The organism is Microbispora sp. CA-135349 (assembly GCF_050947365.1).
Classification (GTDB): Bacteria; Actinomycetota; Actinomycetes; order Streptosporangiales; family Streptosporangiaceae; genus Microbispora.
This window is the reverse complement of sequence record NZ_CP192001.1, coordinates 2,097,886-2,124,587: the sequence shown is the minus strand read 5'-3', so window position 1 is coordinate 2,124,587 and position 26,702 is coordinate 2,097,886. Positions and strand designations below refer to the sequence as shown.

At 69.8% G+C, this 26,702-nt stretch carries 29 protein-coding genes; 8 read left to right on the top strand and 21 right to left on the bottom strand.

All coding sequences use genetic code 11. From position 1 onward, the window contains the following. Positions 1-69: 69 nt before the first annotated feature. Positions 70-450 (top strand): winged helix-turn-helix transcriptional regulator, encoded by a 381-nt coding sequence (locus ACQPZZ_RS10180; protein ID WP_432931042.1) that lies wholly within the window; start codon positions 70-72, stop codon positions 448-450. Between the two features lie 21 nt (positions 451-471). On the opposite strand, the gene ACQPZZ_RS10175 is transcribed toward ACQPZZ_RS10180, so the two are convergent. The 3 genes from ACQPZZ_RS10175 to ACQPZZ_RS10165 all read right to left on the bottom strand — a co-directional run bounded on the left by ACQPZZ_RS10175 (position 472) and on the right by ACQPZZ_RS10165 (position 2,444). Further along, positions 472-1,242, bottom strand: a complete 771-nt coding sequence (locus ACQPZZ_RS10175) for an alpha/beta fold hydrolase (protein ID WP_432931041.1) — start codon at positions 1,240-1,242, stop codon at positions 472-474. A gap of 123 nt (positions 1,243-1,365) precedes the next feature. Further along, entirely contained in the window at positions 1,366-2,097 is a 732-nt protein-coding gene (locus ACQPZZ_RS10170) for an alpha/beta hydrolase (protein WP_432931039.1), read from the bottom strand. 20 nt (positions 2,098-2,117) lie between these two features. Further along, positions 2,118-2,444 carry an ATP/GTP-binding protein gene (locus ACQPZZ_RS10165; RefSeq protein WP_432931037.1) on the bottom strand — a complete coding sequence of 109 codons (327 nt, stop codon included), beginning with the start codon at positions 2,442-2,444 and terminating at the stop codon, positions 2,118-2,120. 307 nt (positions 2,445-2,751) lie between these two features. Between ACQPZZ_RS10165 and nucS the strand changes: the two genes are divergently transcribed. The 6 genes from nucS (at position 2,752) to ACQPZZ_RS10135 (ending at position 8,095) form a co-directional block, all read left to right on the top strand. Beyond that, positions 2,752-3,426: an endonuclease NucS gene (gene nucS / locus ACQPZZ_RS10160; RefSeq protein WP_363644371.1), complete on the top strand. Its 675-nt coding sequence runs from the start codon at positions 2,752-2,754 to the stop codon at positions 3,424-3,426. Between the two features lie 112 nt (positions 3,427-3,538). Then, positions 3,539-4,363, top strand: coding sequence for an ABC transporter ATP-binding protein (locus tag ACQPZZ_RS10155; RefSeq protein ID WP_363644373.1), 825 nt, complete (start codon positions 3,539-3,541; stop codon positions 4,361-4,363). Between the two features lie 143 nt (positions 4,364-4,506). Continuing rightward, positions 4,507-5,349, top strand: a complete 843-nt coding sequence (locus ACQPZZ_RS10150) for an ABC transporter permease (RefSeq protein WP_363644375.1) — start codon at positions 4,507-4,509, stop codon at positions 5,347-5,349. Then, complete coding sequence (locus tag ACQPZZ_RS10145) at positions 5,346-6,680, top strand: sensor histidine kinase (protein ID WP_432931034.1); 1,335 nt, start codon at positions 5,346-5,348, stop codon at positions 6,678-6,680. Before ACQPZZ_RS10150 ends, ACQPZZ_RS10145 begins: the two co-directional genes overlap by 4 nt. 4 nt (positions 6,681-6,684) lie before the next feature. Further along, positions 6,685-7,302 carry a response regulator gene (locus tag ACQPZZ_RS10140; protein WP_432931032.1) on the top strand — a complete coding sequence of 206 codons (618 nt, stop codon included), beginning with the start codon at positions 6,685-6,687 and terminating at the stop codon, positions 7,300-7,302. 211 nt (positions 7,303-7,513) lie between these two features. Next, positions 7,514-8,095, top strand: coding sequence for a TetR/AcrR family transcriptional regulator (locus ACQPZZ_RS10135; protein WP_363644380.1), 582 nt, complete (start codon positions 7,514-7,516; stop codon positions 8,093-8,095). A 39-nt stretch (positions 8,096-8,134) separates the two neighbouring features. On the opposite strand, the gene ACQPZZ_RS10130 is transcribed toward ACQPZZ_RS10135, so the two are convergent. The 4 genes from ACQPZZ_RS10130 to ACQPZZ_RS10115 are packed head-to-tail and all read right to left on the bottom strand — an operon-like array spanning position 8,135 to position 12,031. Beyond that, on the bottom strand, positions 8,135-8,728 hold the full coding sequence (locus ACQPZZ_RS10130) for a response regulator transcription factor (RefSeq protein WP_432931029.1): 594 nt from the start codon (positions 8,726-8,728) through the stop codon (positions 8,135-8,137). Then, positions 8,725-10,014, bottom strand: a complete 1,290-nt coding sequence (locus ACQPZZ_RS10125; protein ID WP_432931027.1) for a sensor histidine kinase — start codon at positions 10,012-10,014, stop codon at positions 8,725-8,727. The genes ACQPZZ_RS10130 and ACQPZZ_RS10125 overlap by 4 nt, the downstream gene beginning before the upstream one ends. A gap of 35 nt (positions 10,015-10,049) precedes the next feature. Further along, positions 10,050-11,147, bottom strand: a complete 1,098-nt coding sequence (locus ACQPZZ_RS10120; protein WP_432934324.1) for an ABC transporter permease — start codon at positions 11,145-11,147, stop codon at positions 10,050-10,052. Between the two features lie 5 nt (positions 11,148-11,152). Next, on the bottom strand, positions 11,153-12,031 hold the full coding sequence (locus ACQPZZ_RS10115; protein WP_432931025.1) for an ABC transporter ATP-binding protein: 879 nt from the start codon (positions 12,029-12,031) through the stop codon (positions 11,153-11,155). A gap of 108 nt (positions 12,032-12,139) precedes the next feature. Between ACQPZZ_RS10115 and ACQPZZ_RS10110 the strand changes: the two genes are divergently transcribed. Further along, on the top strand, positions 12,140-12,730 hold the full coding sequence (locus tag ACQPZZ_RS10110; RefSeq protein WP_363644388.1) for a cob(I)yrinic acid a,c-diamide adenosyltransferase: 591 nt from the start codon (positions 12,140-12,142) through the stop codon (positions 12,728-12,730). 153 nt (positions 12,731-12,883) lie between these two features. On the opposite strand, the gene ACQPZZ_RS10105 is transcribed toward ACQPZZ_RS10110, so the two are convergent. The 14 genes from ACQPZZ_RS10105 to ACQPZZ_RS10040 form a co-directional block, all read right to left on the bottom strand. After that, entirely contained in the window at positions 12,884-13,282 is a 399-nt protein-coding gene (locus ACQPZZ_RS10105) for a DUF2550 domain-containing protein (RefSeq protein ID WP_193206729.1), read from the bottom strand. 19 nt (positions 13,283-13,301) lie between these two features. After that, positions 13,302-13,703, bottom strand: a complete 402-nt coding sequence (locus tag ACQPZZ_RS10100) for a F0F1 ATP synthase subunit epsilon (RefSeq protein ID WP_363644390.1) — start codon at positions 13,701-13,703, stop codon at positions 13,302-13,304. A 70-nt stretch (positions 13,704-13,773) separates the two neighbouring features. Beyond that, on the bottom strand, positions 13,774-15,201 hold the full coding sequence (gene atpD / locus ACQPZZ_RS10095) for a F0F1 ATP synthase subunit beta (RefSeq protein WP_363644392.1): 1,428 nt from the start codon (positions 15,199-15,201) through the stop codon (positions 13,774-13,776). Position 15,202: 1 nt separating this feature from the next. Further along, positions 15,203-16,102, bottom strand: coding sequence for a F0F1 ATP synthase subunit gamma (locus ACQPZZ_RS10090; RefSeq protein WP_432931022.1), 900 nt, complete (start codon positions 16,100-16,102; stop codon positions 15,203-15,205). Positions 16,103-16,105: 3 nt separating this feature from the next. Then, positions 16,106-17,755 (bottom strand): F0F1 ATP synthase subunit alpha, encoded by a 1,650-nt coding sequence (atpA, locus tag ACQPZZ_RS10085; protein ID WP_363644396.1) that lies wholly within the window; start codon positions 17,753-17,755, stop codon positions 16,106-16,108. Positions 17,756-17,779: 24 nt separating this feature from the next. Further along, positions 17,780-18,589 (bottom strand): F0F1 ATP synthase subunit delta, encoded by an 810-nt coding sequence (locus ACQPZZ_RS10080; RefSeq protein WP_363644398.1) that lies wholly within the window; start codon positions 18,587-18,589, stop codon positions 17,780-17,782. Further along, positions 18,589-19,137: a F0F1 ATP synthase subunit B gene (locus ACQPZZ_RS10075; RefSeq protein WP_432931019.1), complete on the bottom strand. Its 549-nt coding sequence runs from the start codon at positions 19,135-19,137 to the stop codon at positions 18,589-18,591. Before ACQPZZ_RS10075 ends, ACQPZZ_RS10080 begins: the two co-directional genes overlap by 1 nt. 30 nt (positions 19,138-19,167) lie before the next feature. Then, a complete protein-coding gene (gene atpE / locus ACQPZZ_RS10070; RefSeq protein ID WP_363644402.1) occupies positions 19,168-19,398 on the bottom strand; it encodes an ATP synthase F0 subunit C in 231 nt (76 codons plus the stop codon). A gap of 112 nt (positions 19,399-19,510) precedes the next feature. Further along, entirely contained in the window at positions 19,511-20,299 is a 789-nt protein-coding gene (atpB, locus tag ACQPZZ_RS10065; RefSeq protein ID WP_363644404.1) for a F0F1 ATP synthase subunit A, read from the bottom strand. A gap of 133 nt (positions 20,300-20,432) precedes the next feature. Continuing rightward, complete coding sequence (locus ACQPZZ_RS10060) at positions 20,433-20,648, bottom strand: hypothetical protein (RefSeq protein ID WP_363644406.1); 216 nt, start codon at positions 20,646-20,648, stop codon at positions 20,433-20,435. A gap of 62 nt (positions 20,649-20,710) precedes the next feature. Continuing rightward, positions 20,711-21,133: a hypothetical protein gene (locus ACQPZZ_RS10055; protein WP_432931016.1), complete on the bottom strand. Its 423-nt coding sequence runs from the start codon at positions 21,131-21,133 to the stop codon at positions 20,711-20,713. A gap of 146 nt (positions 21,134-21,279) precedes the next feature. Then, on the bottom strand, positions 21,280-22,683 hold the full coding sequence (locus ACQPZZ_RS10050) for a glycosyltransferase family 4 protein (protein ID WP_432931015.1): 1,404 nt from the start codon (positions 22,681-22,683) through the stop codon (positions 21,280-21,282). Between the two features lie 635 nt (positions 22,684-23,318). After that, positions 23,319-23,708, bottom strand: coding sequence for a hypothetical protein (locus tag ACQPZZ_RS10045; RefSeq protein ID WP_363644412.1), 390 nt, complete (start codon positions 23,706-23,708; stop codon positions 23,319-23,321). 193 nt (positions 23,709-23,901) lie between these two features. After that, a complete protein-coding gene (locus tag ACQPZZ_RS10040; RefSeq protein WP_432931013.1) occupies positions 23,902-26,688 on the bottom strand; it encodes a hypothetical protein in 2,787 nt (928 codons plus the stop codon). Positions 26,689-26,702: the final 14 nt, after the last annotated feature.

The following is a 26,702-nucleotide window of genomic DNA, read 5'->3' as shown; positions in this document are numbered from 1 at the left end:
TGGTCGGCAACGACACCCACCAGGGGCAAGACGGCACATTTCTGTAAGCGGCGCACACGGAGGTAACCATTGACCGCGACCGGCGACGCCGTGACATGCCGGAGCGTGCTCCAGGTCTTCGGCATGATCGGCAACAAGTGGAGCCTGCTGGTCGTCGGCCGGCTCAGGAACCGCAGGCTCCGCTTCGGCGAACTGCAGCGCGAGGTGCCGGGAATCTCCCAGCGCATGCTCACCGTGACCCTGCGGCAGCTGGAACGCGACGGCCTGGTCAGCCGCGCCGTCCACGCGACCGTGCCGCCCAAGGTCGAGTACGAGCTCACCGCGCTCGGTGCGACCATGATCGAGCCCGCCCTGACCCTGGGCTCCTGGGTCATCGAGCACCTGGACGAAATCGGCGAACACCGGCGCCGCTACGATCTGGCCGTCCGCGAGGCCGGTGACACTCCGTGAACGCGGGTGCCTGCCGCCCTCTCAGGCCAGGGACGTGACGAACTTCGCGACGACCCGGTTGAATTCCTCGGGCTGCTCGATGGCGGACAGATGACCCGCCTTCTCGATGACGGCGAGCTGCGCCTCCGGGATGGCCTCCACCATCGCCTGGGCGTCCGGCAGCGGGGACAGCTCGTCCTCGTCGCCCACCACCACCAGCGCGGGCACGGTCAGGGACCGCAATGTGCCGAACGCGTCGGGCCGCCCGGCCATCGCCCGCTGGGCCCACGCGACGGCCGCGGGCGGCGCCGCCTGGACGAGCCCGCGTACGCGCCCGAGCACCATCGCCCTGCGTTCCTTGGTGGTCGCGCCGACCATCGGGGGCAGTGACTCGGTCACCAGGATGCCCGTGCCGCTCTCCAGGACCGCGGCGGCGATCCGCTCCCTGTTCGCCTGGGCCGGCTCGGGGTCGGCCTGGGCCTTGGTGTCGGCGAGGATCAGGCCGCGTACGCGGTCCGGATGGCGGCGGCACAGCGCCATCGCCACGTAGCCGCCCATGGACAGGCCGCCGATCACCGCCCGCTCGACGCCCTCCTGGTCGAGAAGGTGCGCCACGTCGTCGGCCATGAGGTCGATCGAGGGCTCGTCGTCGCCGAGCACCGTGCCGCCGAAGCCGCGCAGATCCGGCGTGATCACCCGGCAGACGGGCGCGAGTCCCTCGCGCTGGGCGAGCCACATCGCGGAGGACAGGGGGAACGCGTGGAGCAGGACGACTGGCAGGCCGCTCCCGGCGGATCGCGAGTAGAGCTGCATCAGGTCACGGTAACGCGCCGCGCCCCCGCCGCCGTCCATCGTCACCGATTCGCGACCCCGCCAAGTTCGTCCGTCACGCCCAGACCGTGCCGACCACGGCTCCGCCGGATCCCTCCGTCACGCTCAGACCGTGGTCGGGAGCGGCGCGGCGGCGGGATTCACGCGCGCGACGATCTCGTTCAGCACGATTCGCACATACGGCTCGCCGACCCACAGGTGCTTGGCCCCCTCCACGCCGACGACCTCCGCCTGCGGCGCCGCCGTGAACCGGCGGGCGGCCTCCTCGGGGCGCAGGTAGTCGTCGTGCTCCGGCACCAGGGCCACCAGAGGGCGGCCGAACTCGCCCCAGGCGACGAGGTCCTTCTCGCTCGCCCTCTTGAGCGGCGGCGACAGCAGGATGGCGCCCCGCACGATCGGGTCGCGGCCCCACTTCAGGGCCAGCTCCGTGCCGAACGACCAGCCGAGCAGCCAGGGGTTCGGCAGGTCGTGGAAGTCGGCGTACTCCAGAGCGGCGGCGACGTCCCACCGCTCCCCCTCGCCGCCGTCGAAGGACCCCTGAGACGTGCCCCGATCGGAGGTCGTGCCCCGGGTGTTGAAACGCAGCACGGCGACGTCGGCGAGCGCGGGCAGCCGGTAGGACGCCTTCCGCAGCACGTGGCTGTCCATCATTCCGCCGTGGGTGGGCAAGGGGTGCAGGCAGACCAGCGTCGCCACCGGCGGCCGGCTCTGCGTCGACGAGCCGCCCTCCGGGCTCACTGGCAACGCCAATTCGCCGACGAGGGTCAGCCCGTCGGCCGTTCGCAGCTCGATGTCCTCGCGCCGGGCAGGCAGCACCGTGGACGCCCTGATGTCCATTCCCACTCCGAAAGCTCGTGTCAGTAACGGCTGCGGCCCGGACCCCGGTTGGCCCGGTTGCGCCAGCACGCGGTGTGCCAGTGCCGCCGCTCGTCCTCTCCCCCGGACCACGCCGGCCAACTCACCACATGCGGAAGCCCGGGCCTGATCTCCTGCTCGCATCCGGGGCAGCGGTACGCCTTGCCCTGGGCGGCGCCGGAGACGTTGCGGACCACCCAGTCGCCGTCGTGCGCGCTCTCCACCCGGTCCACTCCGGCCACGCTGGGACCCACCGGCCGTACGGCACGGCCGTCCGTGCGTTCGAAGGGGCCGCGGCGGCGGGCACGGCGGGGACTCACGGCGGACATCCTTCCGGGGGGTTCATGTCAGGCAGAACGGGAGATGACAGCCCATTCTTCCAGCACCGCTGAGGCGGCGTACGCACGGATGCGTTCGACAGCGGCCACCACGAGCCGGGCGGGCGGCGGGGCGAACGGGGCCTCTCCGGCCCGCCCACCCGCTCACGCGCACGGCCTGGCCGGGAACGACGACCTTCGCATCCACGCGTTCATCGTGCCGGGCCGGGCGACTCCTGCCGGGCCGAACGTCCGCGTCATGCCGGTCAGTGTCCCAGAAGGCCTCCGGACATCCGTATCCCCGGTAGGGTTGGCGCACATGCGGCTGGTCATCGCGCGGTGCAGCGTGGATTACGTGGGTCGGCTCACCGCCCATCTCCCCATGGCCCCCCGGCTCATCCTGATGAAGGCGGACGGCTCGGTCTCCATTCATGCCGACGACCGGGCGTACAAACCTCTGAACTGGATGAACCCGCCCTGCAAGGTCCGTGAGGAGACGATCGACGGCGTGCTCACCTGGTCGGTCGTGCACGGCAAGACCGGCGAGAAGCTCGTGCTGACGATCGAGGAGATCCTGCACGACTCCAGCCACGAGCTGGGGGTCGACCCGGGGCTGCGCAAGGACGGCGTCGAGGCGCACCTGCAGGAACTGCTCGCCGAGCACATCACCACGCTCGGGGACGGCTGGACGCTGGTGCGCAGGGAGTACATGACCGCCATCGGCCCGGTGGACATCCTGTGCCGCGACCACGTCGGCGGCACGGTCGCCGTGGAGATCAAGCGGCGCGGCGACATCGACGGCGTGGAGCAGCTCACCCGCTATCTCGAACTGCTCAACCGTGACCCGCGCCTGGCCCCCGTCAAGGGGATCTTCGCCGCCCAGGAGATCAAGCCGCAGGCGCGCGTGCTCGCCGCCGACCGGGGCATCGAGTGCGTGACGCTCGACTACGACGCCCTGCGCGGCATCGAGCCGGAGAACCCCACGCTGTTCTAGGCCGGGCGTACGGCGCCCGTCCCGTTGTCCTCCGGTTGTCCACCGTTCGGAGGACAACCAAGTCCACCGGCCGTTGGTGCCGCGGGAGCCGTACGGACGCGAATCTTGATCCATGACGACAGCGGTGAAAGTGCGCGGCCTGACCAAGCGCTACGGCGACGTGCAGGCCGTCGGGGGCGTCGACCTCGACATCGACACGGGCGAGGTGTTCGCGATCCTCGGGCCGAACGGAGCCGGGAAGTCCACCACGGTGGAGATTCTGGAGGGCCACCGGCGGCGGGACTCCGGTGAGGTGAGCGTGCTGGGCGTCGACCCGGGCAGGCCGACCCGCGAGTGGCGGTCCCGGCTCGGCGTGGTGCTCCAGACGGCCAACGACGTGGCCGAGGCGACGGTGCGGGAGACGATCCGGCACTTCGCCGGCTACTACCCCAACCCGGCCGACCCCGACGAGGTTATCGAGCGGGTCGGCCTGACCGAGAAGGCCGGCAAGCGGATCCGGCAGCTGTCCGGCGGCCAGCGGCGCCGCGTGGACGTGGCGCTGGGTGTGATCGGCAACCCGGAGCTGCTCTTCCTGGACGAGCCGACCACCGGGTTCGACCCGGAGGCGCGCCGCCAGTTCTGGGGTCTGATCCAGAACCTGGCCCACGCGGGCACCACGATCGTGCTGACCACTCACTATCTGGACGAGGCCGAGGCGCTGGCCAACCGGGTGGCGGTGGTGGCCCGCGGCCGGATCGTCGCCGAGGGCACGCCCGCGACCCTGGGCGGGCGGACCACCGCCAAGGCCACGGTCCGCTGGGCGGGGGGTTCTGTGGAGACCGACACCCCGACCAAGACCGTGCTGGAGCTGAGCCGCCGGTTCGACGGCGAGATCCCCGAACTGGCCGTGACCCGGCCATCCCTGGAAGACATCTACCTCCGCCTGATCGAGGACTGAGCCCTCCCCCGGGCACGACCTCCCGCCCCGACTCCTACCGTCTCCCCGAGGCATGCGTACTTCCGTGTGAAGCGGACCCTTCTTGCCGGCGCGAAGCCCGCACCTGCCGGCTCCACCCCCCTCAGCGAGGACTGCTGACTGCCATGACCGAAATCGCCGCACCGCCGGCCGCGACGGCCGCCCCCGCCGCAATGCCCTCCACCCTCCGCGTGGGGCTGTCCCGAGCGGCCCTGGAGACCAGGATGTTCTTCCGGGAGAAGGACGCGGTCCTGTTCACCTTCTCGTTCCCGATCATCCTGCTGGTGATCTTCGGGTCGATTTTCTCCGACCAGGTGGAGGGAACCGGCCTGAGCGTCTCCCAGCTCTACGTGGCCGGCCTGATCGGCTCGGCCACCATGACGGGTTTCCAGAACCTCGGCATCGGCATCGCGATGGACCGGGAGGACGGGACGCTCAAGCGGCTGGCCGGGACGCCCATGCCGCCCGCGGCGTACTTCATCGGCAAGGCGCTGAACACGCTGTTCGTGTCCTTCCTCCAGGTGGCCATCCTGCTGGCCATCGGGGTGGCGATGTTCGATCTGACGCTGCCCTCCGCCGCGTCGAGCTGGCTGACCTTCGCCTGGGTGTTCGTGCTCGGAGTGCTGGGGTCGTCGCTGCTCGGCGTCGCGGTCAGCAGCCTGCCCCGATCGGGCAAGAGCGCGGCCGCGGTGATCACGATGCCGTTCGTGGTGCTGCAGTTCATCTCGGGGGTGTTCATCCCGCTCAATCAGCTTCCCGACACGCTGGCGCGGATCGCCTCGTTCTTCCCGCTCAAGTGGATGTGCCAGGGTTTCCGATCCGTCTTCCTGGGTGACGCCGGTGCCACACTGGAGCTCGCGAAATCGTACGAACTCGGCCGGGTCGCCCTCGTCCTGGGCGCGTGGCTCATTGGAGGGCTGCTGCTGTGCCTGACGACCTTCCGCTGGAAGGGGCGGCGCGACGGATGAGCGACACGGCGGATTGGCCGCGCGGGTTCGCGCGGCCGATGCGCGTGTTCACCCGGCAGAGCGCGGATCCGGCCGGGCCGCACGTCTGGCACCGGCTGCTCGGCTGGGAGATACTGCTCGCCGCCTCGACCCTGATTCCGGCCGTGTTCATCGCCATGGAGGATCTCCCCACGTGGCAGCGGGTCGTCGCCCCCGCGTCGATGACGGCGATCCCCCTGTTCTACGTGGTGTTCGGCCGGCCCGCGATCAGGAACGGCCACCGGCGCCGGGGCGTCGTCTATCTCGTCCTGCTCATCGCCTTTTTCACCCCGGCGGTGCTCATCGAGCCGTCGGCGTCGGTAGCGCTCTTCGGGCTCTGCGCGCAGTGCTTCATGGTGCTGCGAGCACGCTGGGCGATCGTCGCCCTGATCGTGCTGAATCTGCCTCTGGCCGTGCACTACCTGGCTGAGGGAGACCAGCGGACCTCGTTCAACTTCCTGTCCGTCATCACCCTTGTAATCCTCTTTTCCGCGATTTTCGGTGCCTGGATGGAGCGGATCATGGAGCAGAGCAAGGAACGAGCCGCGCTCATTCAGGAGCTGGAGGCCCAGCGGGCCGAGGTGGCCCGGCTCTCGGCCGAGCATGGTGCCATGGCCGAGCGGGAGCGCCTGGCCGGCGAGATCCACGACACCCTGGCTCAAGGGTTCACCAGCATCATCATGCTGCTCCAGGCGGCAGAGGCGCAGCCGGACCCGTCCCGCCACGTGGCGCTGGCCGTACGGACCGCTCGGGAGAACCTGGCCGAGGCCCGGGCGTTCATCAGCGTGCTCAGCCCCGCCCCTCTCGACGGCCCGAGCCTGGACGAGGCGCTGCACCGGCTGACCGACCGGCTCGGTGAGGAGACCGGGGTCGAGACGCGATTCTCCGTCGCCGGCGAGCCGCGCCCGCTGCCCCGCCCGGTGGAGGTCGTGCTGCTCCGGGCGACGCAGGAGGCCCTGTCCAACGTACGCAGGCACGCGGAGGCGGGCCGGGCGGAGGTCACGGTGGCCTACCGGCCGGAGTCGGTCGCCCTGGAGGTCCGCGACGACGGGCGCGGCTTCGACGCCTCGGCCACCGGCGGGTACGGCCTGCGCGGGATGCGCGGCCGCGTCGAGCAGGCCGGTGGATCCGTGACTGTGACGAGCGCGCCCGGCGCGGGCACCCTCCTGGAGGTCTCCGTGCCCATCGGTGCGGCCGGCGCCGCCGTGCCCGTGGAGCCGGTCGCGGCGGAAACAGCCGCCATGGAAGCAGCCACCCGTACGACCCCTGCCGTGAAGACGGCCGACGCCCGCCCCACCGATTCCGGAGTGTGATCCGATGCTGCGCCTGATGATCGTCGACGACCACCCGGTGGTGCGGGAAGGGCTGCGCGGGATGCTGGAGTCCGACCCGGGGATCACCGTGGTGGGCGAGGCCGCATCGGGCGACGAGGCGGTCGTACGGGCCCGGGATCTCACCCCCGACGTGATCCTGATGGACCTGCGGATGCCGGGCGGCGACGGGGTGAGCGCGACCGCCCGCATCCTGACGGACCGGCCGGAGAGCCGGGTGATCGTGCTGACCACCTACGAGACCGACCAGGACATCGTGCGCGCGGTCGAGGCCGGGGCCGCCGGATACCTGCTGAAGGACACCTCCCGGGCCGACCTGCTGACCGCGATCGCCGCGGCGGCGCGGGGCGAGACGGTGCTGTCGCCGTCTGTGGCGACCCGGCTGGTGACGCGGATGCGGGCACCCGTGGCCGAGTCGCTGTCGCGGCGCGAGACCGAGGTGCTGGCGCTGGTCGCGCGGGGGCTGACCAACGCCGAGATAGGCCGGGAGCTGTTCATCAGCGAGACCACGGTGAAGACGCATCTGCTGCGGGTCTTTTCGAAACTCGGCGTCTCCGACCGCACCGCCGCGGTCACGACCGCGCTTGCCCGAGGCTTGCTGTAATTGCCGATGCAATTGCAGCGAAAGATGTGTGTCCCGTTCGGTAAGACTGCTGACCCCTTGACAGCAATGTCAAGCAAATCGGCATCTTTGGCATAGCCGGGAGGCCCTTATTCATCGACACTTCCACATAAAGGATCTTGCGCTCATAATGTGAGTTCTGGGGGGACCATGACTCGTGAGGTGAAAAGTGGCGGGACGGGACTATCGGGGGATGTCGGCTGCCGAAAGGCTGGCCGACAGAAGAGAACGACTGGTGACGGCGGCTTACACCTTGTTCGCCCAACCCGGCTTCCACGCCACCACCATCGAACGACTGTGCGCGACCGCACGCATCTCCAACCGCGCCTTCTATGAGTGCTTCTCCAGCCGGGAAGACCTGATGCGGGCCGTCTACGAGCGTTGCATCGAGGAAACCCTGACCGCCGTGGCGGAGGCCATCGACAGGGCGGGACCGACGCTCGACGACCGAATCGTGGCCGGCATCGGCGAGTACGTCCGCTTCGTCACGAAGGACGTACGGCGTGCCCGAGTGATGCATCTCGAGGTGCGCCGGGCGGGCAACGTTCTCAGCGGAGCCAGGCAGCAGGCGGTGGCCGGATTCACCAAAATCATCGAAAGTTCGGTGCAGGACGTCTCCCGCCCGCCGTCGATCGACATCCATCTGCTGGCGCTCGGCCTCATCGGGGCGATCACCGAGTTACTCATCGAGTGGGTGCTGGCCGACCCCGCGCCGCCCACCGAACAGCTCATCGAGACGTCGGTGCACATCTTCCGCCGCACCTTCACACCCTGAGGACGCCGGGCACCGACGTCCGGAGAGCGCGCCGGGGCTTCAGATCCAGCCCATCTCCCGGGCGGTCCGGATCGCCGTGATCCGGTTCCCCGCGCCCAGCTTGGTGATCGCGTTGGACAGGTAGTTGCGTACGGTTCCCTCGGTCAGGTGCAGCGCCGCGGCGATCCGGGCGATCGAAGCGCCCTCGGCCGCCAGCGCGAGAGCGTCACGTTCCCGTTGGGTGAGCGGGCACTCTCCGGCCGTCATGGCCGCCCCCGCCAGCTCCGGGTCGAGGTACCGGCTCCCGGCGTGCACCTTCCTGATCGCCGCGGCGAGTTCCTCGGCCGGTGCGTCCTTGGGGATGAAACCGCGCACCCCGGCCGCGAGGGCACGCCGCAGATATCCGGGGCGGGCGAAACTGGTCAGGATCAGCATGGCCCGGCCCGGCAGGCTCTCCGCCGCCGAAAGCCCGTCCATGCCCGGCATCTCGACATCCAGCACGATCACGTCCGGATCGTGCTCCCGCACGGCCTCGGCGACCTCGTCTCCACGCCCCACCTGGGCCACGACCTCGATGTCCGGCTCGAGCCCGAGGAGTGTCGCGATCGCCACCCGGATCAGCCGCTCGTCGTCGGCGAGCAGGACGCGGATCACGCTCTCACCTCGATCTGCCCCTCGGCCCCGGCGGACTGTGTCGAATCCGCGGTTGCGGCGGGCGGCGCTTCCCCGCGGGCTCGGGTGACGGGCAGCGGGGCGACCGCGCGCAGCGTGAACTCCCCCGATCCGGTGGGACGCGCGGTCAGCGTCCCACCGATCTCCGCCATGCGCTCGGTCAGCCCGGTCAGCCCGTTGCCCCCCTTCCCCGCGCCGGGAGCGTCCTGCGCGACCCCGTCGTTGCGCACCTCCAGCACCGCCTCCTTCTCCGAATGCCGGACGAGGATGTCGCACCGGGTGGCCGAGCTGTGCCGCAGCACGTTCGTGGCCGCTTCGCGAACCACCCAGGCGAACACCGGAGCGACGTCGTCCGGCACCTCGCGATAGGGCAGATGGAGATGGCAGCCCACTCCGCCGGCCTCCAGCGCCCCGCGCACCGCGCCCAGCTCCGCCGTGAGATCGGGCCTGCGGTAGCCGCTGACGGCCTCGCGCAGCTCGCGCAGCGCCGTACGGGCCAGGCCCCGCACGGAGCTCATCTCCTCCCCCGCCGCGGTCGCGTCCACGGCGCTCAGCCGTACGGCGAGCTCGCTCTTCACGGCGATGGCCGAGAGCTGGTGCCCGACCAGGTCGTGCAGGTCGCGGGCGAAGCGCAGGCGTTCCTCCGCGACCGCCAGCCGTGCCCGGGCCTCCCGGCCGGCGTGCGCCTCCTCGGCGAGCCGCCAGATCCACACCCACAGCCGGTTGGTCCAGGGGAAGAGACCGCAGTTCAGAACCACGGCGACGACCATCCCGACGATCATGCCGGTCCTGGTGGCGTCGTCGATCGCCGTGGTGTCCACGGGCATCAGCGGCTCGCTCCCGGCCAGCACCGCCGTCACGGCCAGCAGTGAAAGGACCGCGGCCGTGCCCGCTGCAAGCGCGAACGCGGTTCTGCGCCGCACCCCGAGCGCGGCGACCGAGAGCCACACGAGCGGCAGGAGTAGCCACCCCATGCCCCCCACGCCGTCCACCAGCGCGACGGCCAGGGCGACGGCGCCGCTCATCACCACGTCCCTACGGGCGTAGCGGTGATCGAGGACCGCGTTGACGATGCGGACGTAGAGCCAGCTGAAGACCACCAGCCCGGCGCACGCGAACGCGGCCCGGCCCCACCCTCTCGTGCCGTCGGCGAGCCCGGCCAGCGTATAGATGACGGCGATGAACGCGAAGATGGCGAGGGTCGCGTAGAACATCAGCTTGACGTTTCTGCGCGCCCGCCTCAGGCCGTCGTCCACCATGTCGCCCATCTTCCGGGGATTCGCCGATTTTATCGAGTGCCGGGCTATCGGGACCGGACAACCTCGCTCAGCCGCACTCTGGCCCCGGTGCGGAGCACGGCGCGCTCGTAGACCCGGGCGGCGAAGACCACCGTCCCCGCGACCGCCACGGCCATCAGAACGCCCGACACCAGAACCTCCCAGACGGGGATCTCGGCCGCGGTGGCCCTCACCGGCATCACCATCGACGAGAACGGCGGGACGTACGACACGATGGTGGCCACCAGGCTCGTGGGTTCCCTGGCCGCGTAGAACGCGACGGCGTACGACGCGAACATTGTCATGGTCATCGGCGTCAGCACGTTGCCGACCTCTTCCTGCCGGGAGATGAGCGAGGCCAGCGCGGCGGCGACCGCGGCGAAGAACGCGTAGCCGAGCACGAACCACACGACGATCCCGGCCACGATGCCGGCCATCCCCGGCGGGAAGTCGACCGCCAGGCCCGAGGCGAAGGCGGCGCCCAGCCCCGCGACCAGGACGACGACCAGGTTGATCAGACCGACCACGCCGAGGCCGAGGACCTTGCCGCCGAGGAGCTGCCAGGGCCGCACCGACGTGAGCAGGATCTCGACGATCCGGCTGCCCTTCTCCTCCACCACGCCCATGGCGACCATCATGGGCGTCCCGACGACCAGCATGAACAGGATGAGCACCAGCATGAACGCCAATTGGGAGCGCGTCTCGTCATAGCGGGTGTCCCCGCCGATCGACTCCATGCTCAGCGGCGTGGTCCGCACCCCCGCCGACTGGATCTGCGCCTCCCGGTGGGCCGACTGCAGGATCAGCCCGAGCTGGTCGTCGATCTTCCCGTCGGACAGCACCCTGGTGTTCCCGACCAGCGCGGCGTCCACGTCCTCGTCGAGCACGGCCCGCCTGGCCGCAGCCTCGTCGGAGTAGCTCCGCCACTCGATCTCGATGTCACCGCCGTCCGGAACGTCCAGCTTCTGGCTGGACACCAGGCCGATCGTGTACGAGTCGGGCCCGCCGAGCAGCTTGGGCGCGAGCGTGATCCCGACGATCAGCACGACCGTGACGACGAGCCCGACGAGGAACCCCTTGGTCCGCACCTGGGTCCGGATCTCACGCCCGGCCACCAACAGCATGCCGTTCACGCCACGGCCTCCCTGAAGATCTCGGTCAGCGTCGGACGCTCGACGCCGAAGTGCTCGACTCGTCCCGCCTCGACGGCGGCCCGCAGAATCCGCTGGTCGTCCCCTTCGCCGACGATCAGCACGTCCCTGCCGTTCTCCACGCTCAGCTCGCCGGGCAGCCCGGCCGCCCAGCCGGGCTTCGCGTCGGCCACCACGACCCGCAGCCGCCCCCCGGCAGCGGCCCGCAGCTCGTCGGCCGTGCCGGAGGCGACCATCCTGCCGCCCGAGACGATTCCCACCGAATCGCACAGCCGCTCGACCAGGTCGAGCTGATGACTGGAGAAGATCACCGGAACGCCGCCGCGGGCGCGCTCCTGCAGCACCTCCGCCAGGGCGTCGACGGCCAGCGGATCGAGCCCGGAGAACGGCTCGTCCAGGATGAGCACGTCGGGGTCGTGAACGAGGGCGACCGCGAGCTGCACCCGCTGCTGGTTGCCGAGCGACAGCGCCTCGACCGTGTCACCGGCGCGCTCGGTGAGCCCGAGCCGTTCGATCAGTTCGTCGGCCGCACGGCGCGCCGCCTCGGGGGAGAGCCCGTGCAGCCGTCCGAAATAGCCGATCTGGTCGGCCACCTTCATCTTCTGGTAGAGGCCGCGTTCCTCCGGCATGTAGCCGAACCGCCGCCGCTCGGCGAAGCCCAGCGGGTCGCCCTTCCAGCGGACCTCCCCCTCGTCCGCCTGCAGGACGCCCATAACGATCCGCATCGTCGTGGTCTTGCCCGCGCCGTTCGCGCCGACGAACCCGAACATCTCGCCCTGGCCGACGGTGAAGCTCACCCCGTCGAGTGCCCGTTTCACCCCGCCGAACGTCTTACGCAGATGCGATATCTCCAACATGCGCCGATCATCCCGCCGGTCCGCACCCGGCCGGTAGACACCGGTATCAGGGCTTCCAGATGACATCTGTCAACTGGTGCCGGATGGACGGTGGCTACGCTGACTGCCATGACGCGAGCTGACAACGACACGCCGGTGGTGCTCTCGAAGATCTACACCAAGACCGGTGACGACGGCACGACCGCCCTGGGGGACATGAGCCGCACCCGCAAGACCGACCCGAGGCTCACGGCGTACGCCGACGTGGAGGAGGCCAACGCCGCCATCGGGATCGCCCTCGCCACGGGCGGCCTGTCCGAGGAGGTCGCGGCCGTCCTCAGCAGGGTGCAGAACGAGTTGTTCGACGTCGGCGCCGACCTGTGCACCCCGGTCGTGGAGCAATCGGAATTTCCGCCGCTGCGGGTCGAGGAGCCGTACATCGCCTGGCTGGAGGAGCAGTGCGACCGGTTCAACGCGGAGCTGAAGCCGTTGCGGAGCTTCATCCTGCCCGGCGGCGCTCCGGCCACGGCCTTCCTCCACCTCGCCCGCACAGTCGTACGGCGGGCCGAGCGGTCGGCCTGGGCGGCGCTGGAGGCGCACGACGACGTGAACCCTCTGACGGCCAAGTATCTGAACCGCCTGTCCGACCTGATGTTCATCCTCTGCCGAGTGGCCTCCGCAGGCGACGAGATCCTCTGGAGGCCCGGCGCCACCCGCTGAGCCCCGGCCCGAGGGGCGCGCCGCCGATCTGGACTGAGGAGCCGCGTGGGAGCGAAGCGACCAAGCGGCGACGAGGGCTGTCCTGTTCGCGCGCCTCCGGGCACGACCCGGCGGGTGTGAGCGCCCCGAGCGCCGCGCCGGAGGCGCGGCAATTTACGCGGCGTCGAGGTGGGCGCTGGGCGGGGCGGACTCGAGCCAGGCGAGGAAGCCGGTGAGGGCATCCTCGCTCATCGCCAGGGACAGCGGGCCGCGCTCGGCCGAGCAGACGACGGTCCAGTAGCCGGCGGGCCCCTCACCCGTGTCGAGCATCCTCCGGCTGGAAACGGTGAGGCCGCGCCTCGCGATCGCGTGGCGCGGCCTCAGACCGAGTCCCAGGAACGGAATCCAGTGGAGCTCTCCCCCTACGTAGCGGGCGACCCCGCTCTTCCAGCCCCCCTGGCCGTCCCGTACCCGGCAGACGATCGTGCCCCGGGCCCGTGCCAGGACGAAGCCCCGGATGACGAGGAGTGCGGCCACGGCGAAGACGCCCGCGAGTATCCCAAGCGCCGCCAATGCCGCCCTCCTCCTGTTGTCAGACCTCTTCGCCGGCCGCCCGCAGCCGGGCCGCCGCACGCTTGGCCTGCAGTCGTGCGTCCGCGTCCTCCTGGTCGGCCTCGATCGAGGCCTGCGCACGCTGCAGCGCGTCCTTCGCCCGCGCGACGTCGACCTCGGAGCCGAGCTCGGCCGCCTCCGCCAGGATCGACACGTCGTTGTCGGCGACGGAGATGAATCCGCCGTGCACCGCGGCCACGAGGTCGCCTTCGTCGCCGCGCTTGACGCGCAGCACCCCGCCCTCGACGAGGACACCGAGAACGGGAGCGTGGTTCGGCATAATACCGATCTCGCCGTCCACGGTCTTGGCAATCACCATGTCGGCGTCGCCCGTCCAGATCTCACGTTCCGGCGACACGACGCCCACGCGAAGCTTTGCCACTTCACAGCTCCCTTTCGACGGACGCCTGTACGGCCGGCCGATGCCGTGCCGTACAGGCGTCGAAGGCGTCCTAGCGCTCGAGTTCCTTCGCCTTGGCGATGGCCTGCTCGATGCCGCCGACCATGAAGAAGGCCTGCTCGGGCAGGTGGTCGTACTCGCCGGCGCACAGGCCCTTGAACGAGGCGATGGTCTCGTCCAGCGGCACGAACTCACCCGGCTGGCCGGTGAACGCCTCGGCGGCGTACATCGGGTGGGACAGGAACCGCTCGATGCGGCGCGCCCGCTGAACGGTGACCTTGTCCTCTTCGGAGAGCTCGTCGATGCCCAGGATGGCGATGATGTCCTGCAGCTCCTTGTACTTCTGCAGGATCCGCTTGGTCTCCTGGGCGACCGCGTAGTGCTCCTCACCGATGATCTGCGGGTCCAGGATCCGCGAGGAGGAGTCGAGCGGGTCCACCGCGGGGTAGATGCCCTTCTCCGAGATCGGCCGGGACAGAACGGTCTGCGCGTCGAGGTGCGCGAACGCGTTGTGCGGGGCCGGGTCGGTGATGTCGTCCGCGGGCACGTAGATCGCCTGCATGGAGGTGATCGAGTGACCGCGGGTGGAGGTGATGCGCTCCTGGAGCACGCCCATCTCGTCGGCGAGGGTCGGCTGGTAACCCACGGCGGACGGCATACGGCCGAGCAGCGTGGACACCTCGGAACCCGCCTGGGTGAAGCGGAAGATGTTGTCGATGAACAGCAGCACGTCCTGCTTCTGCACGTCGCGGAAGTACTCCGCCATGGTCAGAGCGGACAGCGCCACCCGCAGACGGGTGCCCGGGGGCTCGTCCATCTGGCCGAAGACGAGGGCGGTGTCCTTGAGGACGTCCGCCTCCTCCATCTCCAGCCAGAGGTCGTTGCCCTCACGGGTGCGCTCGCCGACGCCCGCGAACACCGAGGTGCCCGAGAACTTCAGCGCGACGCGGCGGATCATCTCCTGGATCAGAACGGTCTTGCCGACGCCCGCGCCGCCGAACAGACCGATCTTGCCGCCCTTGACGTACGGCGTGAGCAGGTCGATGACCTTGATGCCGGTGGGCAGCATCTCCGTACGGGCCTCGAGCTGGTCGAACGCCGGGGCCGGACGGTGGATCGGCCACCGCTCGGTGACCTGCAGCGTCGCCTTGTCGGCGTCGAGCGGCTCGCCCAGGGCGTTCCACACGTGGCCCTTGACGGCGTCGCCGACCGGCACCGAGATGGCGGCGCCGGTGTCGGTGACGGCCGCGCCGCGAACCAGGCCGTCGGTGGGCTGCATGGAGATGGCCCGGACGATGTTGTCGCCGAGGTGCTGGGCGACCTCGAGGGTCAGCGTCTTGGCCTCGCCGCCGAGCTCGACGTCGACGGTGAGCGCGTTGTAGATGTCCGGCATGGCCTCGACGGGGAACTCCACGTCGACGACCGGACCGGTGACGCGGGCGACACGGCCCACGGTGGTCTCAACAGTCTGTGCGGTCATTTCACTCTTTCCCCGCTGCGGCGTCAGCCAGCGCGTTCGCGCCACCGACGATCTCGCTGATTTCCTGGGTGATCTCGGCCTGACGCGCCTGGTTCATCTGCTGGGTGAACACGCGGATGAGCTCGTTGGCGTTGTCGGTGGCCGACTTCATCGCGCGGCGCCGGGCGGCGTGCTCGGAGGCGGCCGACTGGAGCAGCGCGTTGTAGATGCGCGACTCGATGTAGCGCGGCAGCAGCGAGTCGAGCACGTCACCGGCCGTCGGCTCGAACTCGTAGTAGGGCGGGATGCCCTCAGGGGGCGTCTCCGCCTCCTCGACCTCGAGCGGCAGGATCCGCTTGACGATCACGTTCTGCGTCAGCATCGAGACGAACCCGGTGTAGACGATGTGGATCTCGTCGATCCCGTCCTCTGCCTTGAACGCCTCGATGAGCGTGTCGGCGATCTCCTTGGCGTTGCCGTACGACGGCTGGTCGGAGAAGCCGTCCCATTCGCCGAACAGTTCCCGGCCGCGGAAGCGGTGCCAGGTGATCCCCTTGCGGCCCACGACGTACGGCTTCACGGCCAGGCCCCGCTCGACGAGGTGGCCCTTCAGCGCCTCGGCCTCACGGAGAATGTTGGCGTTGTAGCCGCCGGCGAAGCCGCGGTCACTGGTGACGATCAGGACGCCGGCCGTGGCCGGCTGCTCCTTGGCCACCGTGAGCGGGTGGTCGACGTTCGTCGTGTTCGACAGGACCGCCGACACCGCGTGGGTGATCTCCCGCTCGTACGGCACGGCCGCCTGCATCCGCTGCTGCGCCTTGACGATGCGCGACGAGGCGATCAGCTCCTGCGCACGGGTGATCTTCGCGGTGGACTTGACCGACTTGATCCGCCGCCGCAGCTGTCGAAGCTGGGCACCCATGGGCTACTTCGCCTCGGCCTTGCGAACGTGCCTGACGACCTTCTCCTGGCCGACCTCGCTGGCGTCCAGCGCCCCCACCGGCTCGTCGTTGACGAGCAGCTCACCGCTGGAGGTGGTGAAGCCCTTCTTGAACTCCGTGATGGCGTCCTTGAGGGTGGTCACCGTGTCGTCCGTCAGCTCCTTGGTCTCGCGGATGCTGTCGAAGACACCCTTCTGGGCGGTCCCGAGGTAGTCGAGGAACTCCGCCTCGAAGCGGCGGATGTCCTCGACCGGCACGTCGTCCAGCTCGCCGGTGGTGCCGGCCCACACCGAGACGACCTGCTTCTCGACCGGGAACGGGCTGTACTGCGGCTGCTTGAGCAGCTCGACCAGGCGGGCGCCGCGCTCCAGCTGGGCGCGGGAGGCCGCGTCCAGGTCGGAGGCGAAGGCCGCGAAGGCCTCCAGGTCGCGGTACTGCGACAGCGACAGACGGAGCGTACCGGCCACCTTGCGCATGGCCTTGACCTGGGCGGAACCACCGACTCGGGAGACCGAGACACCGACGTTGATCGCCGGGCGGACACCGGCGTTGAACAGGTCGGTCTCCAGGAAGCACTGGCCGTCGGTGATGGAGATGACGTTGGTCGGGATGAACGCCGACACGTCGTTGCCCTTGGTCTCGATGATCGGCAGACCGGTCATCGAGCCGCCGCCCATGTCGGCCGAGAGCTTGGCGCAGCGCTCCAGCAGACGCGAGTGGAGGTAGAAGACGTCGCCGGGGAACGCCTCACGGCCCGGCGGACGACGCAGCAGCAGCGACACGGCGCGGTAGGCGTCGGCCTGCTTGGTCAGGTCGTCGAAGACGATCAGCACGTGCTTGCCCTGGTACATCCAGTGCTGGCCGATGGCCGAACCGGTGTACGGGGCGATGTACTTGTAGCCCGCGGGGTCGGAGGCCGGAGCGGCGACGATGGTGGTGTACTCCAGCGCGCCCGCCTCCTCGAGGCGGCCCCGCACCTGGGCGATCGTGGAGCCCTTCTGGCCGACGGCGACGTAGATGCAGCGAACCTGGCGGTTCGGGTCGCCGGAGAGCCAGTTCTCCTTCTGGTTGAGGATGGTGTCGACCGCGATCGCGGTCTTGCCGGTGCCGCGGTCGCCGATGATCAGCTGACGCTGGCCGCGGCCGATCGGCGTCATGGCGTCGATCGCCTTGAGGCCGGTCTGCAGCGGCTCCTTCACCGGCTGGCGCTGGACCACCGAGGGGGCCTGCAGCTCGAGGGCGCGGCGGCCCTCGGCGGCGATCGGGCCCTTGCCGTCGAGCGGGTTGCCCAGGGGGTCGACCACACGGCCGAGGAAGTCGTCGCCGACCGGCACCGACAGGACCTCGCCGGTGCGGCGGACCTGCTGGCCCTCCTCGATGCCGCTGAAGTCGCCCAGGACGACCGCGCCGATTTCGCGGACGTCGAGGTTCAGCGCCAGGCCGCGAGTGCCGTTCTCGAACTCGAGCAGCTCGTTCGCCATCGCCGAGGGCAGGCCGGAGACATGGGCGATGCCGTCCCCGGCGTCGACGACGGTCCCGATCTCCTCGCGCGCGGCACCTTCCGGCTCGTACGCCTGGACGAAGCGCTCAAGGGCGTCCCGGATCTCGTCCGGCCGGATCGTAAGCTCCGCCATCTCTTTCTTGTCTCCCTATTCGCCTCAGCCGGCCAACCGGCGGCGGACTTCTTCGATACGTCCGGCGATCGTGGTGTCGATGTAGTCGTCTCCAACCCTCACGGAGAACCCACCGAGCACCTCCGGGTCCACCTCGACGTTCAGGTGGACGTCTCGCCCGTAGGTGGCTCGCAGCCAGGCCGCGAGCCGCTGCTTCTGCTGCTGCGTGAGCGGCACCGCGCTGCGGACCACGCCCACCAGGCGCTCGCGCGCCCGCGCGACGATCCAGCCGAACTCCTCCAGTGCCGTCTCCAGGCTACGTCCCCGCGGGTGCACAACCGCCTGCGTGACGAGCCGTACGGTGGAGGGAGCGGCCTTCCCGCCGAGCAGCGTCGCGAGCAGGTCGCGCTTGCGCTCGGCCGGGACGGCCGGGTCGCTGAGCGCGCGGCGCAGCTGCGGGTTGGCGGCGAGGATGCGGCCGAAGCGGAACAGCTCGTCCTCGACGTCGTCGAGGCGGCGCTCCGACTCGGCCTCGGCGGCCGCGGACATCACGCCGATGCGCTCCAGGGCGTCCGGCAGGTCGCCGGCCCTGGACCACTTGGCCCTGACCGCGGCGACCGCGATCTCCAGCGCTGCGTCGCCGACCTTGCCCTGCAGCAGGGAGCGCAGGACGCTCTCCTTCTGCTCCGCCGGGCGCGAGGGGTCGGAAAGACCCCGCCGCAGCCCGTGCTCGCGGTCGAAGAGGTCGGCGACGGCGAACAGCTCCTCGGCGAGGGCACCGAGGTCGGCGGTCGCGGCGGCGGTGTTGAACCGCTCCTCGACCTCCGTGAGGGCGGTCCTGCTGAGGCCACGCATCAGCGGACCGCCTCCGGCCGGCCCTCGAGCTCTTCGAGGAACCGGTCCACGATGCGGCGCTGGCGGGCCTCGTCCTCGAGCGACTCGCCGACAATCCGGCTCGCCAGCTCGGTGGACAGACGCCCGATCTCGCCGCGCAGCTGGGTGAGCGCCTGCTGACGGTCGGCCTCGATCTGGGCGTGGGCCGCCTCGATGATGCGCCGCGCCTCGACCTGGGCCTCCTCGCGGAGCTCGGCCTTGAGCTGGGCGCCCTGCTCACGGGCTTCCTCGCGCAGGCGGGCCGCCTCCTGGCGGGCCTCCGCGAGCTGGGCCCGGTACTGCTCCAGAGTCCGCTGGGCTTCGGCCTGGGCGTCCTCGGCCTTCTTGATGCCGCCCTCGATAGCCTCGGTCCGCTCGGCCAGCGTCTTCTGGATGCGCGGGGTGAGGATCTTTCCGACGACAATGAAGACGACGAGGAAGGCGAAGCTGCCGACGACCAGCTCGTAAGAGTGCGGGATGAGCGGGTTCTCCGCTCCCTCGGCCGCGAGGACCGTAGCTGCCAGTGTCATGGGGTGCAGCCTTCCTTTATGGTCGCCTTACTAGATGGCCCGGAAGATGAACGGTGCGACGAGGCCGATGAGGGCCAGCGCCTCGGTGAGAACGAAGCCGAGGAGCATGTTCTGGCGGATGAGGCCGTACGCCTCCGGCTGACGGGCGATGGCCTGCACGCCCTGACCGAAGATGATGCCCACGCCGATGCCGGGGCCGATGGCGGCAAGGCCGTAACCGATGGCGGTGACGTTGCCGGAGACCTCAGCGAGAATGCTCATTGCCTGATTCCTTTACTGGTCGGCCGGTGAGTAGTTCACCGGTCTGGTCTACGTCAGTGGGGACTCGATGCTCTTGGTGCGCGGTGCTCTGGTGCCCAGCGCTCTGTGGTGCTCAGTGCTCGGGGTGCAGCGAGCCGCCGATGTACATGGCGGCGAGCAGCGTGAAGAGGAACGCCTGCAGGAACTGGATGAACATCTCGAAGCCGGTCATCACGACCGCCATGAGCACGCCGACCAGGCCGAGTCCCGAGCCGAGAGGCGTCAGCTTCTCGAAGAGGAACCAGAAACCGACGGCGCTGAAGAACGCCAGGATCATGTGGCCCGCGAACATGTTCGCGAAGAGTCGGACGGCGTGCGTGAACGGCGCCAGGATCAGGTTCGACACGAGCTCGAGCGGCGCCAGCAGGAAGTAGATCCCCTTCGGCAGTCCCGGCGGGAACATCATGTTCTTGAAGTAGCCGCCCAGGCCCTGGTGCTTGATGCCGAGGTAGATCTTGATCACGTAGACCACGACCGCGAACACGATCGCGAACGCGATGTGCGAGGGCACCGGAACCTGGATCAGCGGGATGACGCCGAAGAGGTTCCACAGCAGGATGAGGAAGAACATGCTGAGGAGCATCGGCATCCACCGCTCGGCGTCCTTGCCGAGGAAGGGACGGGCGACCTGGTCACGGACGAACTGATAGCCCATCTCGCCGAGGTTCTGCATGCCCCGGGGCACAAGCTTGGGGTTGGCGAACGCGCTCCACGCGAGGGCGCACACCACGATGGCGCCGATCAGGGCGAACACCACAGGCTTCGTCAGCCAGGCCGGCGCGCCTTCGTACAGCGGCGGGAAGTTGAAGATCTCCGGTCCAGGCGCCTGGAAGTCGTCGGCGACGAGCACAAGGGGGGTCACCTGGCCACCCCGCCTACCCGCTCGGGCCCGAATGCCCGAAGCATGTGCTTGTTCGTCCGTTCGCTACGCTCGCGCACGGGCGTTCCCTTCAGAGTGATCGATCAACAGAAGAGCGTGGGAACCGGGCCGGTTCTCAGCGGCAGTGCTTCCAATAGACGAGGTAGCCCGCGAGTACGACCCCAACAATGACGCCTATGGGGACGAACGCATAAACGCCGGTCCACCGGCTCAGCAACCAGCCGAGGCCGCCCCACACCAGAATCCCGGACAGCAGATAGCTCGGGACGGACCAGGCGGCGTCGGCAAAGTCGCGGCCGTCGGTCTCGGGCCTGCGCTCCTGTTCGCTCATTGCGCCACGACGATAGCAGGAGCCATGCGGACTAGTCATATCGGGCTGCTCCGTACGCATGGTCATCCGTGACCCTGCCCCGGAACCTTCGTCTCGGGCTCCACATAAAGCAGCTTGAGTTTCATGAATCCGCGCATCTCACCGATCATCCACGCGAGCGTGCAGCAGATGACGCTCAGCGCGAACATGCGGGAGTCGAACGCGGTGACGCCGTCGAAGGCGATCATCAGGGCCATGACCGCGAGGATCTTGATGACGTAGCCCACCACGGCCGCCGCCATCATCGCCATGGGCGAGATTCGGCCGGCCCAGGAGACGACGACCAGGCCGACGGTGAAGAAGGCGGCGACGAGGACGACACCGATGCCGGCGCCCAACGCGCCCTTGGCCCCGGTCGTGAACACCGCGACGAGCGCGGCGAGGAGACCGACGATCAAGGTCGGCACGGCGGCGCCCTTCAGAACGCGCACGTCGTTGGCCTGCAATGGGACTCCAGAATCGGTTGTCAAACGAGCGATTGCTACCTACTGGGGCGTTGTTGGCCTCGCCCCTTGCTAGTGAAAGCTATCACAAGCCCCGGAGTGCCGCCTTTACCTGGCGTTTCGGGTCGGCGCCGACCTGCGGGGACGGCTCAGAGGAAGGTCCCGGTGTCGGCGCGGGACGTGGTGGGAGGGACGCCCGGAGAATCGGGGGCGTCCTGCCCGGGGTACGGATGCCGGCCGTGGGCGGGGAGCCTGCCGGGGACCGGCTGCCCGGGCGCGGTCTGACCGGAAGTGACCGGGGGGGCGGGCGGGGGGACGACGGGGAAGACCAGCGTGTCGTGCTCCGTCGTCAGGCGCCTGGCGGGGCCGGAGCCGGACGATCGGGTCCCGGCCGGATGCGCTCCGATCCCCTGGTCGCCCTTCTGGTCCTGCGCGGCGGTGCGGCGCGATCGCCACCGGGGCAACCCCATGATCACCAGCACCGCCACCGCGAGCACGATCGTCAGCGGGAACACGATGAGCGGCACACCGCCGATCGACAGGCCGACGATCGCGAAGGCGAACAGGAACGTCCACGCGTACATGATCAGCACGCTGCGCCGGTGGGAGTGGCCGATGTCGAGCATCCGGTGGTGCAGGTGACCGCGGTCGGGCGCGAACGGCGACATCCCGGCCGAGGTCCTCCGGATGACCGCCATGATCAGGTCGGCCAGCGGCAGCACCACGACCGCGATCGGCAGCACCAGCGGCAGGATCACCGGGAACCGGTTGAGCTTGCCGACGACCGCGTCCGGCTCCACCGACGACAGGCTCGTGATCAGCGAGGTGGCGAGCAGCAGCCCGATCAGCATGGCGCCGGTGTCGCCCATGAAGATCTTGGCGGGGTTGAAGTTGTGCGGCAGGAATCCGGCGCACATCCCGATCAGGATCGCCGCGATGGCGGCGGTCGCGCTGATGCGCGACCCGCTCGCGGTCTGCGACAGCACGATCGAGTACGTGAAGGTCGCCATCGCCGCGATGCCGACGATCCCCGCGGCCAGGCCGTCGAGTCCGTCGACGAAGTTCACCGCGTTGATCACGACGACCACGATCATGATGGTGAGGATCGTGTACAGGGTCGTGTCGAGGGCCCGTGAGCCGCCCATGAACTGGGGCAGCGGCAGCCAGGGAAGGAACACGTTGAAGTAGACGAGCAGGCCGCCCGCGGCCGCCTGGCCGCCGAGCTTGACCAGGGCGTCCATGCCGAGCCAGTCGTCCAGGAACCCGGTGATGACGATCAGGCCGCCGGCCGCGAGGAGAGCGACGACCGTCCGGCCGGTCTGGCCGCTGTTGAAGGCGCCGCCGACGTACGGCAGGTTGCTCGCCACCAGCAACGCCGCCGCCATTCCGCCGAACATCGCGAGCCCGCCCAGGCGTGGGGTGGGCACCGTGTGCACGTCCCGCTCCCGCACCTCGGGGGCCGCGCCGATGCGCAGCGCGAACGCCCTGACCGGCGGCACCAGCAGGTAGGTCACCGCAGCCGCCACGAGCGCCAGAAGCAGATATTCGCGCACGGACCTAGTTTCCTGGATAGGCGGATCAGTTGTGACGGGCAAAAGACATAGATCGCCCTATCCCTGACGGGGATATGCCGGATGCGTCGCGGTCAGCCCCTTTACCCGTTCGAGGACCGACGTTATCGCACCCGGCCGCCGGATGGCCCGGACGATGAGAGACGCGATCTCCGTCATTTCCGCCGTGCCCATGGTCCGGGCGGTAACGCGGTGGGCGTGACGAGCATGATCCCGGAGGTCACGTCCCCGGCGCCGGGTCGTACGAAAAAGTGTGGCCGAGCGGGGGTGTGCCGGCCGGTCGGCGATGGGCGATGCGGCGCCGTGCTCCAGCCTTCGAGCCGGGACGGCCCGGCTCGAAGGGCCGCGTACGCCGCCAGGATGGCCGTGGCGCCGCTGTAACACGGCACGATGAGGTTGAATGCCCAAACAACCGCTTGGCTCGATCTACGGCCGTCTGCTGGGCGTGACCGGCCACCTGCGGAGGCGCGCATGGCCCGGTTGCGCCTCGGCGTACCTGCCGTCAAGCGCCCTCGCCGCCGAGCCCCCTTCTCGTCGAGTTCCTTCTCATCGAGCATCCTTCTCGTCGCGCACCGAGCCGATCGCGGCGGGGACGGTGGGCGAGGTGTCGCCGCTGGTCAGGAGGTGAAGGCGTGCGGCGCGCCGGCCTTTCCCGGTATCCAGCGCGGTGTGTCCGCGGCCTGGTCGCTGATCGCCGTGAGCACCGCCTGGCGGTACATCCCGATCCGGTTGCGCCATTCGGCCAAGTCCTTGACGTACCGGTCGGCGACCGGAGCGTCCCACACGTCCCTGCTCCGCGACATCTCGTACGGCTTGTCCAGGGACTTGGTGAGCTGGTCCATCAGGGGGACCACCCGCAACCACAAGTCGACGAGCTTCTGGTACTCCGGGTTGAACACCCACCCCGTCGGCTGCCCGCCGGGCGAGAGCAGGTCGGTGCTCGACGGTGCCGGCGGGGTCTCCCCCGGCTGCAGCGGAGTCGGCGCCGGCGGGTCGACGTAACTCACGATCGCGCCTCCTGTGCGAAGCCGGCGAGAACGCCGGAGACAGTTATTCCGTGTCCTGCCGCGGGGATTCCGGCGGGGCGCGGCCCGGCACCTCCCAGCCGGCCGCCCGGCCCGGTGCCCCCGGCCGGACCGGCCTTCCGTGGTCCCACGGCCCGGAGCGGCCCGTCCGGTGGCGTCGCTCGTGCTCGCACCGTCACTTCTCCGGGTCCGGCCTGCTGATCTCGACGACCTCGGAATGCCCCGCGGGCCCGTCGGGCTGGACTTTCCTCGCCACCCGGTCGCCCTCGCCCCAGTCGCCTTCCCGGGCGCGGACGTCCGTCATGTCACCGGGCTCGATGTCCCGATGATGGTCCGCCGGTATGCCCGGCACGGCCTCGTCGTGCGGGTGACGGGCCAGGTAGGTGAGTGCGTCTCCAGGCCGCGTGTCGTGTGCGCCCGGACCATGCCAGTTCACGCCGTGCCGGTCCATGCCATGCCCGTCCGGGCCGTGCAAGCCCACACCATTCCGGTCCGCGCGGTGTCCGTCCATGCCATGCCCGTCCGGGCCGTGCATGCCCACACCATGCCGGTTCGCGCGGTGTCCGTCCTGTGGATGCGTCCCAGCGCCGTCCCCGGCGGCCGCGGCCGTGGCGGCGTCGTTGTCACATGCTCGCCCGTTCGCATCCAGCGTGCCGGCAGTGCCGGAGGCCGCGTGTGTCCCTTGAGACGTCGCAGGCCCCGCGGCCGCCGTACCGGTAGAACCATCCGTAGCCGCAGGTTGCGCGGTTCCGGTCGTTGGAGCTGGAGCAGCCGTACCCGCCGGATGCGCCGTACCGGTGGCCGCTCCAGCCGTGGCTGCCGCCTGCCCGGTATCGCTCACGCCGGCGGTGTCCCCCGCCTGCCCGACGCCACCGGCATTCACGGCGTCCGCGGGCTGCGCGGTCCCGGTCGTTGGAGCGGCAGTACCCGCCGGATGGGCGCTTCCTGCCGTCGCAGGAGTCGTAGCCGCATGAGTCGCGCCCGGGGCACCGGCGGTACCGATCGAATCAGCCGTGCCGGCCGCGTTCGTGCCTCCCGCCGGCGCAGGCGAGGCGTCGGCCGCACCCACCGGAGGCGCGGTCCCGGCCGCCGCAGGCGCCGTTGTCGCGTGAGCCGTGGTCGCATGAGTCGTGCCTGTGGCACTGGCTGTGCCCGTGTGATTCACGGGGCTCGTCGCTGTGGCACCTGCCGAGGTGTCGCCCGTGTACGCATGACCACCGGTGCTGGCCGCCACCACGCCGTGGCTGGAGGGGGTTCCGGTTGCCTGCCCGGCACTGGGATCACCCGGCGCGTACGGTTCACCGGAGAGGTTGTCGGCGGGGGTGCCGACGTAGGCACCCATGGGGTCGCCTGGTGCGAGGCCCGGTTGTGGAGGCCGGTTCGCGGCCGGATTCGTCGGCTCGGCGGGCGGTATCAACCCGGGCGGCCCGTCCGGGTGCGCGCCGACATAGCCCGTCGTCTGCATGTCCACGTTGGGCGTGTCCGTCGCGCCAGGATGGATCATCGGCGTGCTGACGACCTTGACGCCATCGACGACGGTCACCTGCCGACCGGCGGGGTCGATGTCGTCGGGATGATCCTTGCCGGGGGTGTCGTAAATCTGCGAGTCGTTTCCGCTTGTGGGAGGCTGCTCCCCCGCCGCCTTCGAGCCGACCGGTGCCCCCTGCCCCGAGTTCTGGTCCTGTCCCTGGGCGACGGGCTGCTGCCCGCCGTCCGCCTGGCTCTGACCTGCACTCTGGCCGTCATTGACCGGCTGCGCGTGGCTCACGCCTACACCGTGGCCATCAGCGACCGGCTGACCAGCACCAGCGCCCTGACCATCACCAACCGGCTGACCAACACCAGCGCCCTGACCATCACCAACCGGCTGACCGACGCCAACGCCCTGACCATCACCAACCGGCTGACCAACACCAACGCCCTGGCCATCAGCAACCTGCTGACCCACCCCCACAGGCTGCTGAACCTGACCAGCACCAGCGCCCTGACCATCAGCAACCGGCTGACCGACGCCAACGCCCTGACCATCACCAACCGGCTGACCCACCCCCACAGGCTGCTGAACCTGACCACCACCAACCGGCTGACCAACACCAACGCCCTGACCATCACCAACCGGCTGACCAACACCGGCGGGTTGCCGTACTTGACCATGGCCGCCGGCTGCACCTGCGTCGCCTGCGTCGCCCGCACCGGTGGCCGGAGCCGTGCCCGTGCCCGTATGCGTACCCGTGCCGTCGGCGAGGTGGGCCGGTTGGTGCACCGGCGCGGGTATCTGAGGCAGGGAACCCTCGACCGTGCCATAGAGGGGCTTGCCCGCGAGCTTCCCTTCGGTCCCGCTACGGCCTGCGCCGCCGCCGTCCGCCCTGGTCTCGCCGTCGGTGGCGCCGTGCGCCCGGTGGGAGGTCTCGCCCTTGGAGGCGCCGGAGTCATCCGAGTCGCCGGCATGCGACGGGGTGCGGGGGGTGTCCTGCTTGTCGTGGGCCGTCTTGACCTCGGACTTGTGCTCAGCCTTGTGATCGGACTTGTGCTCAGCCTTGTGATCGGACTTGTGCTCAGCCTTGTGATCGGACTTGTGATCGGACTTGTGCTCAGCCTTGTGGTCGGACTTGGCGTCGCCCTTGTCACCGTGCGCGTCGGACTGCGGCGCCGGATCGTCCGCCGGCATGGTGGTGTCTCTCTCCTGCGTGAAGGAGGCGCCGTTGGCCACGGGGACCTTGCCCGTGCTCTGCTGTTTCTCTTTCTTCTCCAGCAGGACCACGCGATTCGTGACGTCCTTGACCATGGACGAGCATGCGTCGGCGACCTGCGACGGCCGGTGGGTCACGTGCACGGAGACGCCGGCCGTACGCGTCAACTGGGTGACCTGGGCCTCGATGCCGTCCATCTGCTTCGCGGCATGCTGAATCTCCGACAACAACTCACGGACGAGCTTCGGATCCATCCCGTCGAGCTTGGCCATGGGCGCGCCTCCAC

Bases quoted from the DNA above. Each gene is read 5' to 3' on its own strand.
- ACQPZZ_RS10175 (WP_432931041.1), bottom strand. From the start codon at position 1,242: ATGCAGCTCTACTCGCGATCCGCCGGGAGCGGCCTGCCAGTCGTCCTG.
- ACQPZZ_RS10170 (WP_432931039.1), bottom strand. From the start codon at position 2,097: ATGGACATCAGGGCGTCCACGGTGCTGCCTGCCCGGCGCGAGGACATC.
- ACQPZZ_RS10165 (WP_432931037.1), bottom strand. From the start codon at position 2,444: ATGTCCGCCGTGAGTCCCCGCCGTGCCCGCCGCCGCGGCCCCTTCGAA.
- nucS (WP_363644371.1), top strand. From the start codon at position 2,752: ATGCGGCTGGTCATCGCGCGGTGCAGCGTGGATTACGTGGGTCGGCTC.
- ACQPZZ_RS10155 (WP_363644373.1), top strand. From the start codon at position 3,539: ATGACGACAGCGGTGAAAGTGCGCGGCCTGACCAAGCGCTACGGCGAC.
- ACQPZZ_RS10150 (WP_363644375.1), top strand. From the start codon at position 4,507: ATGACCGAAATCGCCGCACCGCCGGCCGCGACGGCCGCCCCCGCCGCA.
- ACQPZZ_RS10145 (WP_432931034.1), top strand. From the start codon at position 5,346: ATGAGCGACACGGCGGATTGGCCGCGCGGGTTCGCGCGGCCGATGCGC.
- ACQPZZ_RS10140 (WP_432931032.1), top strand. From the start codon at position 6,685: ATGCTGCGCCTGATGATCGTCGACGACCACCCGGTGGTGCGGGAAGGG.
- ACQPZZ_RS10135 (WP_363644380.1), top strand. From the start codon at position 7,514: ATGTCGGCTGCCGAAAGGCTGGCCGACAGAAGAGAACGACTGGTGACG.
- ACQPZZ_RS10125 (WP_432931027.1), bottom strand. From the start codon at position 10,014: ATGGGCGACATGGTGGACGACGGCCTGAGGCGGGCGCGCAGAAACGTC.
- ACQPZZ_RS10120 (WP_432934324.1), bottom strand. From the start codon at position 11,147: ATGCTGTTGGTGGCCGGGCGTGAGATCCGGACCCAGGTGCGGACCAAG.
- ACQPZZ_RS10115 (WP_432931025.1), bottom strand. From the start codon at position 12,031: ATGTTGGAGATATCGCATCTGCGTAAGACGTTCGGCGGGGTGAAACGG.
- ACQPZZ_RS10110 (WP_363644388.1), top strand. From the start codon at position 12,140: ATGACGCGAGCTGACAACGACACGCCGGTGGTGCTCTCGAAGATCTAC.
- atpD (WP_363644392.1), bottom strand. From the start codon at position 15,201: ATGACCGCACAGACTGTTGAGACCACCGTGGGCCGTGTCGCCCGCGTC.
- ACQPZZ_RS10090 (WP_432931022.1), bottom strand. From the start codon at position 16,102: ATGGGTGCCCAGCTTCGACAGCTGCGGCGGCGGATCAAGTCGGTCAAG.
- atpA (WP_363644396.1), bottom strand. From the start codon at position 17,755: ATGGCGGAGCTTACGATCCGGCCGGACGAGATCCGGGACGCCCTTGAG.
- ACQPZZ_RS10080 (WP_363644398.1), bottom strand. From the start codon at position 18,589: ATGCGTGGCCTCAGCAGGACCGCCCTCACGGAGGTCGAGGAGCGGTTC.
- ACQPZZ_RS10075 (WP_432931019.1), bottom strand. From the start codon at position 19,137: ATGACACTGGCAGCTACGGTCCTCGCGGCCGAGGGAGCGGAGAACCCG.
- atpE (WP_363644402.1), bottom strand. From the start codon at position 19,398: ATGAGCATTCTCGCTGAGGTCTCCGGCAACGTCACCGCCATCGGTTAC.
- ACQPZZ_RS10060 (WP_363644406.1), bottom strand. From the start codon at position 20,648: ATGAGCGAACAGGAGCGCAGGCCCGAGACCGACGGCCGCGACTTTGCC.
- ACQPZZ_RS10040 (WP_432931013.1), bottom strand. From the start codon at position 26,688: ATGGCCAAGCTCGACGGGATGGATCCGAAGCTCGTCCGTGAGTTGTTG.